Consider the following 17,899-nt stretch of genomic DNA (forward strand, 5'->3'; position numbering starts at 1 on the left):
GAAATGTTTATTTAGAAAAAATATAAATGGTATCATTAAACCATAACTATAACAGTATAAATAAGACTGAATAGAAGAGATGCAAAGATAGGAAGATTTGTAAGTTTTTTTTTATGAATAAAATTATTGTGTAAATAATTAATATTAAAATTGAATTCTATCAGCGTATTGTAGTATTTGCCATTAATCTTGAAAAAGCTATTAGTAGCATTATTCCTGCAAAAGTAGAGATTCCATTAATATCTCTCATAATTAGCCAGTTTTCACAACTCTTCCAAATAAAATGAGGACTGATAAGCCACCGGCTAGTCGGAGTTTTCTCCAACTATGGCTTGTTTAACAAGCTTTCTAATGATACAAAGCCTCTGCCTTTAGAAAGAATACATCATTAGCAAGGTCAGTAAATACTTGAATTTTGTTTGCCATCTCCAAATTAAACTGTTCTTCTTCTACTTTATTTCTCTTCTCATAAATACAATAACCTTTTCTTCTTTGTTATTTATGTGCATTTTTTTCCTCACTCTAAACTTTTCTACACACTATTTCTGTCCCCTTACAAACTTTACAATCCCAAAATGCATCTTCCGTTCTACTTCCTTGCACATTCCTCGCAAACTTTGTAAGATTCATCTTCTCAATTAAGCTATTTTACTTCTTTTAGAATATTCAATTCAACCTCTCCTTTAATCTAACTAATAACATAACTGGTTTTAAGCTACGTTTTGGTGGGTTTTCTTAAGTTTGAAAAACGAAGAAAGTATCGCTTTTTTTATTTTTAAAGTTTTACTTTCTGTAAAAATGGAAATTAACCAAGCAAAACATAATACAAACATCATAATCAGAACTCCAAATGTTGTGTGAATTATATCAGGTTGCCATTTTTTTTCACCAAAGGAATAATTCAAAGCGTGAAGAAAAACTAAAATAGGAAAATGAACTAAATATAGGGTATAAGAAAAACCAGCCATATTTTTAACATACTTATCCACATTTTTCTTTTGAATTTGTTTTCCATTGAATATTAACAAAATTGTATATACTATAAAAGAAAAACTAATTCCGACCATGAAATCAGCAATTGCCTTGTGTATTAATCTATCAAGAGGTAACGAAATTACAAAAAATAACACTGAAATTCCTAATAAAGCGATTTTTGTTTTCATACTCTTAATTTTATTCTGAGGTATTAGTAAAACTATGAATCCTAGTATCCAAATAAAAAAGTATAAACCTATTTCTTTCCCGACAAAAGCAAAAAGCAATAAGGTTATTAACCCCATAACTATTTTATTTCTAAATAATTTGGAATACCATGTCATAGCGATTATCGGAAAAATAATGTAATACCAAAACTCATATGATAAACTCCATAAAGGAGAATTTGAACCATACACAGGGATTAAAATACCCTGTAGATAAAACAAATTTCCTATTAAAATAAGCCAATTAGAATTATTTTCTATAGAATAATTTAAAATAAATTTATCTGAAGCGTGTCCTTGATAAATTCCAGTATTTGAGTATAAACTCATACCCACTTTGTCCAATATCATACCTAATATTAAAGCAGGAATCAAAACAGTATATAATCTTACTAATCTATTTATTAAATAGATCTTCCAATTCCAAGTATTTCCTTTGAGAGAATTGATTACTCCTGCAGAAATAAATAATCCGCTCAGAATAAAAAATACAATGACTGATTGATGACCTCTACTGAAAATAAAATAAAGGATTTTTATTATAAGGCTTGGTTCATGAACCTTAGATAGTTCAACAAAAAATAAAGCTTTAATATGACCTATTAACACCATTAAAGCAGCCAGCCATCGAAATAGATCAAAATAGTATGATACTTTTCCAGTAAAAATCATTTTAGGCTTATCCAAGTTTTACACCTCATAAACTAAATATCAAAATTCAGTATATTATATTTTACTTTTTTTATCTATAACCGAAAACGTTTTACTTTTTTTGTTTCTAGTTAAATTTTACAGTTAAAAAACAATGAAGATGTAGGGGTTCCACCAAGTACATTAACAGTAAAAGTAACTGTTTGTTCAACTGGATCGGAGGTCACACCTGTTACTGTTAAAATAAAATTAGATAAACCTCCACTAGATGTTGGGGTAATAATTGGGAAGACGGACTCCGTAGGTCCAGCATAACCAAATGTGGTAAATGTTCGTGAAGTTGAGCCACTTGGAATGAAATCATTCATCTGATTTTTATTGTTAGCTGGAATACATTTAAACATATTTTTATATCCTGAATTCACTACAATTTTTTCACTTGTACCCAATTTCATTTCCCAAATTCCAAAATTATTATCTATATACCAACTGCCTAAATCTCCTTGTTTAAACCCTGACATTCCAGCAATATAAACATTTTGTCCGCCCGATTTCCCCATTTTTACCGCATAACCTTTATCTCTACTTGCTATTTTGAAGGACGGCTCCCAATTGAAACCCACTGACTCAAAACGTAAATGATTTGAGTTAGATGTTAAATTTTCGGTAAATATTGCCCCGTTTCCTATTAACTCAAATCGTGTATCAATAAACGTTATGTCATTTAAAAAGTTTGTAGTTGCCCCAACCTCTTGATATATTCCATAAGGTTGATAGCCAATATGTGTACGAATGAATGATGCAGAACTCATTCCTAAATCCCCTGAAAGCCCGAACCCAGCCATTGTGTTACCGTTTAAAGCTGAATCAATGATGTGATAATCTCCACCATCATCAGTTTGATAAACACCAAAATAGTTATTTGTAGATAAAACACGTTCTAAAGAAATATGTCCTCCTGGAGCATTGAAAATAATCCCTGCATCAAATTGTTCTACTTTGACATATTCTAATTTTATTTGTTCATCTATACGAATACCATCACCATTTGCAGTTTTGACACCTAATTGTCTTGTACCAACACCTTTAACCGATAAATGAAATAAACCACCTTTGTATGCTTTTCCAGCTTTACCTACAATAACAGAAGGAACTCCAGTACCTAATCCAACAGTGAATTTAATGATTGAAACATCTACCCCTAGCCCATAGACAGGCGCGTCCTCAAATTTCAATTGTTGGCTAATGTTAAATGTACCGTTTGGGATTAAAATAGCACTATTTTTCGATCTTGCATCTGTTATGGCATCAAGAAAGGCCTGTGTACTATCAAAGTTGGCTTGTTCTTCGTTTGATTTAGCTCCGAAATTAGTAACACTCACCCAAGGTAGTTTCTTCGTATTTTCCGACAAAAGTTTTGAAATGTTATTACCATCTTTGTCTACTGCCATTCTGTTATCTATTTTAGTTAAACTCATGTTCTCACCTTCCTTTTTGATTGTATATCCAAAAAAGAAAGCTAGGATCCAAAGTATAAAGTTTAATATGAATTTCTTCCGACTCAAAATAATCACCTCATATTACCTATAATACTTCATTCCAACATTACTTAATAGAATTAAGACATTACTCTTATTTGTAAATTCTAACAATATCCATTCCTGCTGTTATATCATTCGAGTTATATAATAAAGTAAAATCATCTGCTCTAAATCCGTAGGATTATAAAAAATGAATAGCTTCTTCTGCTTTAAAACACTCATTGTATGTATCTCCCTATTCTATGATTCGGCCTTCTGATTTGAAATAATGCTTTTCTGTATTTCATCCTAATACTGTCTTGTTCCTCTCTCTAAATGTCAGGATTTTATTTCGATGAAGTAGGCGATCTTTCCAAGTTTTTCTGGAAGTTGCCTTAGTGATAAACCTCCAACCTCTTTTAATAATTTGATAGTATAAAATTGAGCCATGTCAATCACCCTTTTCGTTCTCTCTAATGAAGTAAGTTTGGTCACTTTCTATCATAAGAGAAATTACTAGAATTGGAAATTGAGTGGATCATTTTTTATGTGATCAAATCGTATAAAAGTGGCTCAAATTTAAATTATCAAAAATATCTGTAGGTCTCGTGAATGAAGATCTTTGTAAGATAATGGTTCTTAGTGTTGGATTCTATCGTAATTTAGGGGTCAGACCCCCACTTAAGTAGAAAAAAGTATATAAAGTTTATTAGTAAAAAGGCAAAAAGGATATTAAATAATCGAGAAGCAGTGCCTAAACAAGAAGATATTATGATTCTAAGAATGATAAAAGAGTAAGGATCAAAGATGGTTTGTCCTTACTCTTTTATCAAATATGTATTGAGTTTTATCTAGTGGTCAAACATGCCCCTTTTTTCGGGTCTTCCTTGAACGAAAAGGGGTCATTGTCCATTCCGATGAACATTTTCCTAAACTGTTCTGCTGTTTGGAGTTTTTGGTTAAACGTATAAAGTTTCAGTGGAAGCGTGATAGTTTGTCCATTTGTAAAAACTACCTGTGCATTTTGATTAGCACTCTTTGTCCTTACAATATGACAAGGATTAAACCAGATTGTATCTGCATTTTTAACGGATTTATCTGGGAAAACACAAATTTTATTTATTGGATTCACCATGATAGGGCACATATACTTATTACCCAGCATCCATTTGGCTGTCTCCATTGCTCCTCTTAAATCAAAGCCAATACATTTGATGCTATCATTTAGTATTTCTAAAGGAGATCGATCTACCACGAATGTTCGATGTAGTTCCTTTACAAGTGTGCAAAGTTTAGCGTGTCGGTCATAGTAACCCACCATATATAAAAAATTTGGATTAATAATATATTTCTTCTCTAAATACAAAAACTCCAACTCCCCATACACTCAGTTATGTAATCATATACTAGGTAGAACTTTTTTATGCTTATGTAGCTTTTTGCTTTGTTTTCTTTTACCTCACATCTTGTTCACTTCCTCTTAAATGTTATAAATATTTAAAGAAATAACTTGCCTATCAAATAAGTTATTTCGATAAAACGGTTACATTTTTTGCGGCAAATCATGAAATACAAGGAAAGCTGTTATTTTTTCTTAAGGGTTTCGCAACATCGGAAGTTGAATTGTGAAGTATTACACAAATGAAGGGTCAAGGAAGGAAGAGATCGTAGGAGTAGTAGGCCTTGAGCATCATAGAGTGAGAAACCATTAATTTTTCCTATGAATCTTTTTTGTTGAACTGTATATCGGTATGAATGGAATTTAATACTCAATCATCGGTATCTACTAACGTTAAGATTTCATTCATATCGTTAGTATCAAATGTTTCCGCAATTCTCTCAAGATGACCGAAGTTAATATTTCTCCTCTTTTGGTTAGCGAGTTCATTGAGAGCTTCTGTTCTAACATCTGCCCTACGTGATAGTTCGCGCATGGATATATTATGTTTATCTATTAGTTCATGTAGCTTTACAACAACCTTTTTCCCCATAACGCTTTGTTCACCCACTTTTTATTAACTCTATAGAAAAATTACCATACAAAAAAATGGAAAGTGGAACGCTTAAGCGTCTCATTTAAGTTGGTTTATGGAGAAAAAAGTAAATTTTAGTAGAATAATGTTAAGGGGTCAGACCCTCACTCAGGGGATCGAACAAAAGAGCACTGTTTTGAATGCGGAGAGGTGTTATCTTTAGAAATGGCACCTTATTTATTTATAAAGGCTTCAAAAGCTCATCTACTTTAAAAAGGTAGATGAGCTTTTTCTAAAACGTCTAAATTTCAATGATTCTATTTCCCTCAATCATTCTTGAAAGTTGGTCTATGTTCGCGAATGGGGAGGAGGACACTACACTGCTGAGGCCTTGCATACCAATACTAATTAAGTCTTTATCTCCCTCTTTTAACCCTTGATCAATAATCTCAAAGGATTTTGCTATAGCAATCTTTCTTTCATCAAAAATACGGTCAAAAACTTTGTGGTAGAGCTCATATCGCTTTCCGATTTCTATTAAAAGTACTTCCTTTTGTGCATTAATTTTAGCAATTTCTCTTTCTGTAACTTTTGCTTCTTTGTAAGCATCAGTAAGTTTACTGAAAAAGTTTAAACATTCATGGGGACGGTTCTCGTGCTTCTAAATAGGGAACAAAAACCAATCTTGAGCCGGGGGATGAATTAAAAAGCATTCATCCATGTGAACCACTCTAACTCAGCACCGAGATCCATAAAAAATCCGGGTTATATACCCGGATTCAGCGTGTTTCAATGTTTCTTTTGAATGACATGATCACATGTCAAGCAGCGGTATTGCCCGCTCCCTTCATACATCATCGGGCGGTGGTGTTTTTCATCCTTATCTTCTCTTGGGCAAATATCCCCGACTTTATATTTTTTACTATTCCAAGGTCCCGCACCGCAATGATAACAAAGATATAATCCTTCCACCCTTGCCTTGCTTTCCCGGCTGTCGATGATTTTTTGGCAGCACCAGCAATGGTTCAAGTAAACTTCTTGATCATGCGGATGACCTTTCATACAGGAAACGATCGTAGAACTGTACCTCGCTATGTCTCTTGAATATCGAAAGTTATTGACCATCATCTGAGAACATTTCGAACATTTTAAGCGCTCCCGTATTTCTTCCAGGCGATTTACCCAACCGGAAAGTCGATTCACATACTGTTGTGGATTCTCTAGCTCTTTAAGATTTGGTGTAACCTCACATGCATCCAGTATTTCTAGTAATGTCCATTGTGACCAGGCAAGATTGACCACTGCCATTGTATGTGCACCCACGTATTCACTCTCCGTCATATCGTATTCGCAGGATCCTACTCTTGGACAAAAGGTGTAATGGTAGGTGTTTCCATCCTCATCCTTCGATTGCCGCTGTCTTCCTTCACAATACGGAACCCTCGAATACATGGTGTAGGAACAGCCCGGAAGTGCACACCAAATATTTAGCTTTTTTGAAGAACTTACTGCTTGCCGGAGAAGGTCATCCTGTATTAAGCGATGAGCAGTTGTGAATGCTTTAAGTTTCTTTTCTTCCGGTTGTTCTTTTGCCCAAACTAGCAGCAGCAGGGCCTTGATTTGGGGTTCGTTTTCCAGTTTTCCGAGTTCGTTTAATTGTTTCGGTATAGCATTTTCTTTTAATAATCGAGCAATGGCCATTGTTTTCGCCTTATTTGAAAACAGCGGCCAGGTTGTTATCGGTGAGAGACGAAAATCGTCCCAAAGGACGTCCACTTGTTCTTTCGCATCTAAATACGATAAAAATGGCTTGCATTTTCTGTATGATTCTGGAAGTTTTCTCACAAACTGTTGTTTGTCGGAATAGTACTTCAGGGAGTAAAGCCATTTGGCAGCTGTTTGTACATTCTCTTGTGAAAAACTGGAGTGGAATAGCTTTACGATTTTCTTTTCCGCCGGTGCAAGAGCATTGATCCTTTCATCGAGAAGGACTTCTTCGGGCACGGTATCCCAGTTTATAACTCCGAGTGGATGTTTTATAGATTCTACCAGCTCGTTTATCCATTGTAGATTTCTGGCATCGTATGTTTTCAGCAATTCAATCAGTATAGATCCTTTGTATAAATCGGCAATGGCCGCGCGCAAGTCTGCTCTTTCTTTATACAACGAGAGAGGGAGAACATGCCAAGGATTAAAAAGATATGGATTTTTCCGCAATTCATTCATAATCGTTAGGTGATATTCCTCAGGAAGGGGAGCTTCCCCGTTACGAGAAAGAAGGGATGCGTAACGTTTAGTCAATGTACTTGAACTTGCAAGACTTTTTACCATATCAAAATGTAAAAGAAATTCTTCATCTGTTAGGAGATCTATTAAAAAATCATATTCATTTGAACTTGATGCTAGCTGCAGTTTGTTAAGAATATAGTCAACCGCCTCTCGACGCGGCAATTTTTCAAGGTAATGGGGGAATGCCCTTTTCCAAATATGGGACTCGGGGGAGTCTGCCCATTTCTTTACTACTGATACATCATTTTCTAGTTTGAGTAACGTGACATTACTGGCGGAGTCTTTTCCTTTATTGTGATGAATATCAAATAATACGAGTTCACCAGTATTTAATAAAGAAGGAGAACATAGAACGTTTTTCCTATGAACAAACAAATCGTCTCCATCGAAACGCATGATGAAACCATAATCAATTTCTGTTCTAAACCATTTAATAACTCCAAGATCGCGCATCCCTTACTCCTCCAACCAATCCATTTTACGTAATTTTCCAAGTAATTTTATTATGGCATAATTATTCTAAAAAGCTATCAAATTGTCATTGCTAAATAGGGAAAATATACTAGAATGGAAGTAATATGAAATAGAAGTTAGGATATTTTGCATATAAATGCTTATTCAACGGAGGATGATATGAGGATTAAAGATAAAATTAAAAATATATTGATTGGACTCTTTTATGAGGATGCAAGTGAAATATCAGAAGAAGCATATGAGAAGGTACAAAAAAGCGACCGTTTGTTAATCAATTCGCTGGGTTTCTTATTTGTTGTCAATACTATGATTATTATGATTTTATTTTTTACAAGCCATTTTACGGTTTATAATTTTTTCGAAATGGGCTTATTTGTTATCACTATTGCTATAGGACTTTTTGCATGGTTATTAGGTGTCAATAATAACCGGCTTAGATGAGATTCAACAAGTATCACAATATAGTTGTTTTAATATAATTTTTTTGAATATTTCTACTAAACTGCGATTAGCATAGATTATGAGAGAAAAGAAGAAGTCTTTAAGTAATGCAGAAAATCAAAATGAAAATTGAGGTGTAATACTATGTCCAGAAATCAACCATGTCCCTGTGGTTCAGGGAAAAAATATAAAAAATGTTGCTTAAATAAGGTATCAAATCCGACGCCTTATGTTACACCATTTCAACCAGGAGAACGTGTTTTTGTAAGCCCATTTGATTCTTCTCAACAACAAAATGATTATGTGTCCATTTTAGATCTGGGAATTCACTATAAAAGAATTGGTTCTTATGGGAAAGCAAAGGAACAATATATCAAAGCGATTAAGGTTAATCCAAAACATTTTCAGGCGTATTATAATCTAGGAAAAGTGCTGTATATTCTTGGTGAATATAAGCAAGCGGTCAAGTCATTTAAAACGGCATTGGAACTGGGGTATGGCGGAATTGGTGACGTGATGCGTCATTTAGGGCATGCATTACTGGATGAACAAGCACCTGAGGCAGAAAAGCATATCATCAACAATTATCTTCAATCTATTGATCCATTTAAGAGATTGACCTATAAAAAACCGACCAAAAGGGAAATAGATGAATATGATGCTAAGTGTGCTGCAGCTGCAAGAAAGTATGTGGAATCGGTATTAGCAAATGAATAGTATGAAGATCGCTAAAGATTTCTTTAAGCATGTACCAATAGAAAAGCAAGAGATTGTTCACGATAAACTAGAGACATTCTCTAAGATGATTACAAAGACGAATGTTTTTCATGAAATCCCTAAAGGATTTTGGATTCGGAAAATAGCAGGGACGAATATTTATAAATTCCGGGTCAACTCGGGGGACCGTATTTTATTTTCGTTTCAAGAGGATGGTTCCATCACGTTTTTAAGCTTTGAGACACATGATAAGCAAATTCAAGCGGCCAAGCGTATGAACAAGGAAGAATTTATTGAGTTTGTCATAGATGAAACCGCATATGACGAAGAGCCAATAGATGAGAAAATCGATCGTTATGCATTACAAGAGCTAATGGGCAAGTTAAGCATTATTTCTCAACAGGACGTAATGGAAGATGAGTATGTTACGTTACTGCTTGAGGACGATGAGCTTTTTGATTCTGAGCACATTTTAACACGTGAGCAATATGAAGCATTGAATACTCCATCTAAATTGACCATTGTATTTGGCTGTGCCGGGAGTGGAAAAACCAATATTGGTATTCGTCGATTATTGCTGCATCAGGAACTCAAAATTCCTACGTTATACGTGAGTCATTCTCCTTATTTAATGAATGAAGTTAAAACGCAATTTTTAAAAAGAGCTGCTAGCGAACAATCCATACAATTTTTTTCTATGCACCAGTTGTATGAATACCTGTTAAAGCAATCGTTAACTTTGGTTACGAAAGAGGATTTTGTTCTTTGGTGCAAAGAAAATAATTTACAAAGCAAATTCACACCTGATGAGTTGTACATAGAAATAAATACGGTTATTAAGGGCCAGACACTGCAAAGAATAATGACACAGGAGCAGTATCAAAGATATCCTTCTGATTTTTCCATTCAGGACAAAAGAAATATTTATTTTGTTGCCAGTCTTTATCAGAAATGGCTTGATAGAAATCAATATTTCGATTTAAATGATTTGGCCTTTTTGATCCTGCAGGGAGATAGACAAGAGCTTGAAAGTGTTGTGTTCGATGAAATACAGGAGCTGACACGCAAACAATTTGAAAGTTTTCTGCATGTTTCAAAATCGCCAGCAAATCATTTATTACTAGGTGACCCATACCAGGCTATTGACAATTACGCCTTTCAACCAGAGCAAGTATATGAAGCATTATCAAGGCGAGATATTCCGTATCAAAAATATATTCTAAGTAAAAACTTCCGTTCAGGACATCAAGTGGTCCAGCTATTAAATTATATTAAAGAGCAAGAGGTAACCCATTATCCAACAACCAATCGGATGGATGAGATCGCGATACGATCTACTTCCACCCCAAAATTGGTCGTTCAGAAGGAATTTACAGATGTATTGCTGCAAAAGCTGGACAAAGATGCCAACAGTATCATCATTGTTGCTACGCCTGAAGCGAAAAAAACGTTTCAAATGAAAGGCTTCCACCGTGTGTTTGTTGTTTCAGAGGTTCAGGGATTGCAATATAAAAATATATACTGCCAAGATATTTTGCAGAATTTCTCTCATGTTAATCGATTTCAAAACCAAATCTATAAAACTTATTTCCATCTGATGTATGTCACTGCTTCCCGTACGTCGCAACATATTTATTTTCTGGAGGGACAGTCACCCAAAAATATTAGGGATGATTATTTCGAGGAGTATGATTATAAACAATTAGTAGAAATGGAATATGGCAGCACGTCTTCTGTTGAATGGCTGCAGGAAGCTAGAAAACTCGAGCTATTAGGAAAGTTTGAACAAGCCTTAGATGCTTATAAAAAAGCACAGGATCAGGAAGGACAGACCCGTTGTCAGGCATTGTTATTACGTTCAAGAAATTATCAGCATCTGGGAACGTATCTTTCGTTTATTTATTTTGATTTTGATATAAAGAGTCCAAAACAAATTGAGGATGCTTTTCAACTATTAAAGGATCATCATATACAAATGATTGGTCGAACAACGTATTTAATTTCTCAAACTAATGGTGTTATGACATTTAATCCATTCTTCATCGAACCTGGTAGGCAAATTCAGCAAATCAGTCAAGATTTGTACCGTCGTATTGATTATCCTTATGCTGCGAAATTTACCTTTTGTGTAGCGGGTGTATTTTATCATGAGAATGAGCCCATTCTGCTATCGGAAAAGTTTGGTAAGAGCCAGCTAAACGATATTAGATTCTTTGTAAAGAACGGCAAAATCGATTATCAACTTACCCATCTAGCCGAGTCAAGGCAGAAATTGAAGCAGTATATGGACTTTGAAATAGAAAAGCAACCTACGGTCCTGGAAGCTTTAGAAGGCTTTGATGTAGATGTTGTCATTGTAAATGCAAATGGAAAGAAGAAAGAAACTGCAGAAGATTTTCTGAATGATATTTTTGGGTAGGAAATTCATGTAATGAAAAAGGATTTGGCGACTTTTTGGATTATTCGCCGAATCCTTTTTTCATGAGCCTATAAAATACCTCATACTCTAATGGCATTTCGAACAACTTCAATTTGGGCACCTTGCATAATACACCTATCATACGTGTTCTACTTGAATCTGATTATTAACACCGGTGGTAACTTTAAAACCATAATGATGTCCAAAAGTATTAATCTTATTTTCTTTAGCTCATGGAATTCATAGCAAAGATCGAAATTCAGGGGTCAGACCCCACTCAAAATCACAAATCGCTCACATTTATTAGCCTTCCTCAAAATTTCTATTATTTTACCATTATGCTATTATATAGTAATATTTACGTATAATACAGAAAATGAGAAAGGGACTTTATAATCATGTAATCTATCAATTAGATTAAAGAGAAGTTCAAAAGAAAAAATCAATTTCTGAAGGAAATCATATAGGTAACTTATGGATTGGGGTATTAGGATTCTCTCTCATCGAAATCAATTTCATTTTTAGGAGTGATCTTTTAAGTGGCACGAAAAACAAGAAGTGACTGTACGGTAGGAACATTCGAAAAAAAATATGGACTTCCGCCTGGAACCATTAGAAATGCGGATGGAAGGGATACAAGAAGTGATAAAAAAATTGGCACGATCCGAAAAGAAGCTGAAAGAAATCAAAATAAAAATTGAAATCATAGGCTTGAAAATTTGTTCTCCCACAAAATAGAACTGCTATCAATGCGGGTGAAATGTAATGTCAAAAGTTAATGTGATAGTTTTATAGACATCCAACTCAAACTACATAACGAAAATAATTTTAGGAGGATTGTCTTATGAATTGTGGCAATCCTTCTTTGTTTACCCTGTTTATCTGATTTTTAATTTTAGCTGGTTTCTAATTGTTATTGTATTTAAAGGTGTTACTTCAAAATCGGGGGAAAGAAAATGAATGTTGCATTATTAAATGATTACGAGATCGACATTGAAAGGGTGGGCTTAGAATTAGAAGAACAGGGCTACAAACGATATGAAGTAATTGAACAGCTTAATAAGCGTTATAGAGTTGCCTCAAAAAAAGGTGACTTTCGCTGTGTTTGTTGTGATGAAAGAGTGGATATGGTTTTACCAGACGATAAGGTTTTTTTCTTTAGGCACTATGATAAGGAAACATGCTCTTATAGCGAAAATCACAAAACATACAAGAGCCAAAAAAGTTTAGAAGATATGCCCAAACACCGAGCAGGTAAAGCCATTTTAAGAACCTACCTAGAAGGAACATGTAAAGTCAATAAGATAAGATTAACTGATGGATATCGGTTTAAGAGCACCTTATCTTATGTTCCTGATTTTATTTTAGAATTCCCCAGTGGTCAAAAGTGGGCAGTTGATTATTTAACTGGGTTAAAAACTGATCAAAAGTATGCAAATAGCCTCCATAAGCGAAGGAATACATACATCCAGCATCATTTCACCCCTATTTTTCTATTTGATAGTTATTGGTTAGCTTATGAGCCAGATATTAACCATGTTTCTTTAGTAGATGGAGAATTATTGTGTGTGGGTCAAACCCAGCAAGATTATTTATGGACAGATTTTATAAGAAGGTTGGATACAAAACTGAAAGATACTCTATTTATTCAACGCCCCTTCAATCTTCAAGTAAAAAGTATGGCTTACTTTGCTCCTTATGAACGTGAAATTAATATCATCCGATTTTTACAACAGAGTGATAACCCCAGGAAGACGAGGACCGTATACCATCCAATCAACGTACCGTTAGACAAAGCCTTAACTATTAATCATGACCAATCCGATTTTACTTATACGAATGATACTGAAGAGGAGTACCGTCAGGAATTAAAAAGGCAACTTGAACTAATCCATCAACAACAAGAACATCTTCGAAAGCAACAAGAATTAGAAAGAGCTAAACAAGAAGAAGAGGCGCGTAAGCAAAGAGAATTAGCTAGAACGCTTGAAGAAGAGAGAAAGAAAAGAACAGCTCAAAATTCAAGTTATGACAGCACCCCGCCTGTACCTTTTATTGGGCGTACCCAGCAGCAAATGGATGTTGATATGAAAAGAGATATGGAATTCTTACAAAGAAGTAAATTATCTGAGGAATCTTATTTATACAAACAAGTGGTACAGAACTTGGTGAAATATTATGGAATAGAAGGCGAAGTCGGGCAAGTGGCAAGTGAGCACAGAAGTCCAGTAAATCTATTAGAGAACTCACAAGCAGCTTTTGAAAACAATCAATCCATGAATGGAAAGAACAACCTAGCATCCAAACTTCCCAATTGGAAGGTGGATGAGATTTTAAATCATTATGTAAATGGGGAAGCTTACTTTTTGGGCGATCAAAGAAAGTGGAAAGAAATTGTGCTGCATTCGTATGAGCTTGTAAATCACAATAAAATTTCAATACCACAGTTGCTGGAGAAAATAAAAGAGCAAGGAATCAAATATCAACAGCCTGAAAAAATCATGTCCTATCCGATAAAGGAGTATTTACAGTTTATTAGTAAAAGGGTAAAAAATGGGGGATCCCTATAATTAAAATTTCTTATAATCTATCAAATAATATAGAAAAAAGGTTAATGATTTGGAGGCTGGATCCTAAAAAGAATCCAGCCATCAATCAAACTCCGATTCAGGAGCTAAACAAATACTGATTCTCCACGGAGAAACAAAAAGCCATGAGAATCCTCCCAGTGAAGCCTAAGAAATTACTTTCCTCAAAGGGCTAATAATGAAACAAGTGGAGGCTACAATTGAAATAATAAGAAACAAGCCGATACAACCTATTATATACTTGGTTATATCTACACCAAGTATATGTGTGGTAATGGCTGTAGCGAAAAGAGCAATAGAAGAAATAATTACCGCATAACTTGAGTTGTTATTATAAAGGGAAATAAGCAAGGGCTTATTTTCTTTTACTGAATAATAAGAAGCATATTGTCTAGCAAATAAATAAAATAGTCCGTATATGTAGCCAATCAATGCTCCTAAGAATAATAGAATCCAAAATGTGATTGCAGTTGTTAAGAACAAACTGATCATAGCAATAAACAAGCCAATCGAAATTTTTAAGTGAATCATTTTTGAAGGCGCCAATAGTTCTCCATTAGTAGATTTTAATTTTGATTTTGTTCTCATCACTGCTACAATAGCAAAGACATTCATTGTAGTGAGCAGGACTCCACTCTTTAATACAGAACTCTTCATCTGGTAATAATCTGCCAATAGGAAAACCGTGTTACTTGAAAATAGTAGAGAAGCAGAAGCTAAAGAGATGACATAGATTAAAAAAAGAATATCTTGGAATGTTAATTTTTCTCCTTTTAATAGAGTGCCAAATCTTTCTTGTGCTACATTTGTTGGCGATTGAGTATTTACTAGAATAATTAGCAAGGTATAAGCAGAGAGTAATGCCAGCACGGTACTATTTATCGCAAAACTAGGAAGTATGAATGCAAAATACACAGGAGCAATCATAATTCCAAGCAATTGAAACAAGCTTGTTATCTTGGAGTGAAAACTTACCATATGGTTTGGTGTCACACTTACAAAATACTGATCCATGACGTTAACCAAAAATTGCGTTACCGTTCTAGTAATGATAAAAAACAAAACAAAAATCCATACATTGGAAACTTTAAATAAGAAGATGGATACAATCAGAATGAGTGAGATTGTCATTGTAAGGATTAATTTAACAGAACCCCTATTACATCTACTTATATAGAAGTTTGAAAGATTGACCCACCATATGATGGTAATACTGCCTAAGGACCCTAGGATTAAACAAATAGACAACCAAATGGCTTTTGTTTCCGGAAAAGTTTGTGCGAAAAAGTATTGGGGAACGACATTTTGTATTCCTGTACCTAAGAATGATACAAAGAAATAAACCACACTACGTTGAGGAATACTTCTTAAATTTAGTTTTTTAAGAATCGTGTTCATCTTCAATTTTTTTATAAACCTTCCTGTTTTGTTCTATGTATGTCATGATTCATTTGAAGGCAATCTGCTAAACCGGACAGCCATTTTTCCATCGGGCTTTGGCCAAACGTTAATTCGCTCTTCTTAAGGCGTTCCAAAAAATCTAAAAGTTCTGGACTGGGATGAGATTTCATTTCCCATACTTTAAGGATCGTCGCAAACTCTACGGGCACTCCAAATTGGTTCATACAAACTTCTACTTTTCTTGAAAAATCGAGATCAGGTTTATTGGGTTTCTCACAATTTGCTAGCATCCCCAAATGGTTTATCGCTTGTAAAATCATTTCCTTCTGTTGAGAGAATTCTAAATCCTTGATCTCTTCCGGGAAAATAGGACTCCCAACATAGAAATCTTGAGTGCCAAAATGGATGGGGAATTCGGTCCTTTCATCTGACTCTTCAATGGGCAGCCCTCCTATAAAACGGATTGGAACGATCGGTATGTTCGCTTGAATAGCCAATTGTACCATTCTTCTGTTAACCTTTGTTGTCTCTTGTCTGCAAGTTAACGCACGAGTTCCTTCGGTATGAATCAAAATAGAAGTATGATTATTTTTCATCTCTAATTCTATTTTCCTTAGAATCTCAATAAAAGAAACTGGTTTGCTTCTATCAAAATACATTAACGCATTATGAGGAGTACCATTCGGGTGTTCATGTGAGTGACTGTGTAACTTTCCAAGCCATGTTTCTGTATGCTCTTGTTTAGCAATGGCAGTAACGAGTGTTTGAGATAATCCACCTACCATATAGATAAAGAGTAATGACTCAACTGCAGTTTGATGATTCGCAAGATATAATACCGGCTTCCCTTTTAATGTCTCAAAATTCTTGACATCAGTTAAAACAATATTTCTAATAAATTTTTCGGCTAATCCTATATAAATATCTTCAACAATCCAGTCACTTACCCCATGAACTCCGCTCCAAAAGTCAATGATTGAAGACATGTTTTCATATGTTGCTTCAATGATTCTTGTATTCACCTTTAATCCTCCAATCCTTCAACCTTTAGGACTATCGTAGCCCTCTTTTATATCAATTATTTGGAATTATGGGTAAATTTTAACATGTCTAAATATTCATTATCAATTGTTTTGTTTTTAGGGAAAGTAAAAAGCAGTTTATTATGGGGACGGTTCTAGTGGCTGCGGTTTTCAGATTAACTGTGCCTGTGGCTTATAAACTGGGATTAAGCAAAAAAAGAGGGCCGTGAGAACCGTCCCTGTGGTTTCTGATTCTATACATGGCTTGTTTTTTCCATAACTTATCATAATCCTCGACCAGAATGATAATGAAACTCAACCGGGTACTCTGAAAATTTCTCTCTCCATAGATTAAATGTATTAGGCAATTTATTTTTAAAAGCAGGATTTGTAGTATAGAACTTCACCATTTGGCTGTCAGAAATAAAAGCGACATAAACATATCCTTTTGGATCCACCATGACAGCCCCCTCCATAATGGTGAACAAGCCACGTACCGCGCCAAATGTTGCGTTCGTTCCAAGATGATCCTGATCCCTCTCGGTCCGGAGTATCTGCATGCTTTCTACCAGTAGATGGTAATCATCTCCTAGCAGCTTCTGAATCACCTTATCATGAAGGGCATTGACAATCTTTAACTTTGCTAACGTCGAGGATGTGGACGTCTGTTCCTTCCTCTCGGCCGCCGTTTTTGCTTCTGAAAGCTGGTATTCACCATCAAATGTCGTACCTATCCCTCCGGCCACACTGCATTCAGGGGATTGTGCAATAAAAATTGACTCTTTTTCCACTGTAAAACTTAACTGGCATTTATTCTCGCCATTATAGCCGCCAACATCTGCCGAACGGCTTGCCGTCCCTTCCAAATACCCGACATTGGCCCCGCTTGTCACATTCAGGTTAAAATCAAACGATCCTTCCTGTTCATTCGAAATGGTCAATATCCCCGTATCACGGCTTGAAACCCGGGTCCATTTTCCCTCCCACATCTTTCCGGGAGCCCTTTGTACGCTATTCTCAGAAACAGATTTTTCCTTACTAGTGAGATCTTTCTTTTCTGTCGTTTCCTCCTTTGATTGCAAGGTCACTTCAGGCTTTTGTTTAAAAAGAAAAAATCCTCCTACTGCTAGCACAATTATAGTGGCCACAATTGCCCAAATCTTCTTCATTATTAATCCCCTTTTGCTATTTTTGTCTTATGC

The 17,899-nt window shown here is 35.0% G+C and carries 13 protein-coding genes; 5 read left to right on the top strand and 8 right to left on the bottom strand.

Annotation, left to right across the window (positions count from 1 at the left end):
* Nucleotides 1-710 precede the first annotated feature (710 nt).
* The 5 genes from CVD27_RS20215 to CVD27_RS20235 form a co-directional block, all read right to left on the bottom strand.
* Nucleotides 711-1,889, bottom strand: coding sequence for an acyltransferase family protein (locus CVD27_RS20215; RefSeq protein WP_101649878.1), 1,179 nt, complete (start codon nucleotides 1,887-1,889; stop codon nucleotides 711-713).
* Between the two features lie 95 nt (nucleotides 1,890-1,984).
* Entirely contained in the window at nucleotides 1,985-3,331 is a 1,347-nt protein-coding gene (locus CVD27_RS20220) for a hypothetical protein (RefSeq protein ID WP_142384117.1), read from the bottom strand.
* 889 nt (nucleotides 3,332-4,220) lie between these two features.
* Entirely contained in the window at nucleotides 4,221-4,739 is a 519-nt protein-coding gene (locus CVD27_RS20225) for a competence protein ComK (RefSeq protein ID WP_101649883.1), read from the bottom strand.
* A 403-nt stretch (nucleotides 4,740-5,142) separates the two neighbouring features.
* Nucleotides 5,143-5,364 carry a helix-turn-helix domain-containing protein gene (locus CVD27_RS20230; RefSeq protein WP_101649885.1) on the bottom strand — a complete coding sequence of 74 codons (222 nt, stop codon included), beginning with the start codon at nucleotides 5,362-5,364 and terminating at the stop codon, nucleotides 5,143-5,145.
* 771 nt (nucleotides 5,365-6,135) lie between these two features.
* On the bottom strand, nucleotides 6,136-8,088 hold the full coding sequence (locus CVD27_RS20235; RefSeq protein ID WP_101649887.1) for a cold shock domain-containing protein: 1,953 nt from the start codon (nucleotides 8,086-8,088) through the stop codon (nucleotides 6,136-6,138).
* A 180-nt stretch (nucleotides 8,089-8,268) separates the two neighbouring features.
* On the opposite strand from CVD27_RS20235, the gene CVD27_RS20240 reads away from it, so the two are divergent.
* The 5 genes from CVD27_RS20240 (at nucleotide 8,269) to CVD27_RS20255 (ending at nucleotide 14,256) form a co-directional block, all read left to right on the top strand.
* The gene (locus CVD27_RS20240) at nucleotides 8,269-8,550 is read left to right on the top strand and encodes a hypothetical protein (RefSeq protein ID WP_101649889.1); all 282 of its coding nucleotides are present in this window, start codon (nucleotides 8,269-8,271) and stop codon (nucleotides 8,548-8,550) included.
* Between the two features lie 144 nt (nucleotides 8,551-8,694).
* On the top strand, nucleotides 8,695-9,267 hold the full coding sequence (locus CVD27_RS28310; protein WP_180960380.1) for a YecA family protein: 573 nt from the start codon (nucleotides 8,695-8,697) through the stop codon (nucleotides 9,265-9,267).
* Between the two features lies 1 nt (nucleotide 9,268).
* Nucleotides 9,269-11,686, top strand: coding sequence for a UvrD-helicase domain-containing protein (locus CVD27_RS20250; protein ID WP_142384118.1), 2,418 nt, complete (start codon nucleotides 9,269-9,271; stop codon nucleotides 11,684-11,686).
* 539 nt (nucleotides 11,687-12,225) lie between these two features.
* Nucleotides 12,226-12,387, top strand: coding sequence for a hypothetical protein (locus CVD27_RS28315; RefSeq protein WP_180960381.1), 162 nt, complete (start codon nucleotides 12,226-12,228; stop codon nucleotides 12,385-12,387).
* A gap of 255 nt (nucleotides 12,388-12,642) precedes the next feature.
* Nucleotides 12,643-14,256, top strand: a complete 1,614-nt coding sequence (locus CVD27_RS20255) for a hypothetical protein (RefSeq protein WP_101649892.1) — start codon at nucleotides 12,643-12,645, stop codon at nucleotides 14,254-14,256.
* A gap of 165 nt (nucleotides 14,257-14,421) precedes the next feature.
* Here the strand turns inward: CVD27_RS20255 and CVD27_RS20260 are convergent, their stop codons facing one another.
* The 3 genes from CVD27_RS20260 to CVD27_RS20270 all read right to left on the bottom strand — a co-directional run bounded on the left by CVD27_RS20260 (nucleotide 14,422) and on the right by CVD27_RS20270 (nucleotide 17,866).
* Nucleotides 14,422-15,405 (bottom strand): hypothetical protein, encoded by a 984-nt coding sequence (locus tag CVD27_RS20260; protein ID WP_180960382.1) that lies wholly within the window; start codon nucleotides 15,403-15,405, stop codon nucleotides 14,422-14,424.
* 278 nt (nucleotides 15,406-15,683) lie between these two features.
* Nucleotides 15,684-16,697, bottom strand: a complete 1,014-nt coding sequence (locus tag CVD27_RS20265) for a lysophospholipid acyltransferase family protein (protein ID WP_101649894.1) — start codon at nucleotides 16,695-16,697, stop codon at nucleotides 15,684-15,686.
* 284 nt (nucleotides 16,698-16,981) lie between these two features.
* Complete coding sequence (locus CVD27_RS20270) at nucleotides 16,982-17,866, bottom strand: hypothetical protein (protein WP_101649896.1); 885 nt, start codon at nucleotides 17,864-17,866, stop codon at nucleotides 16,982-16,984.
* Nucleotides 17,867-17,899 lie beyond the last annotated feature (33 nt).

This window comes from Neobacillus cucumis (genome assembly GCF_002860255.1).
GTDB lineage: Bacteria > Bacillota > Bacilli > Bacillales > Cytobacillaceae > Neobacillus > Neobacillus cucumis_A.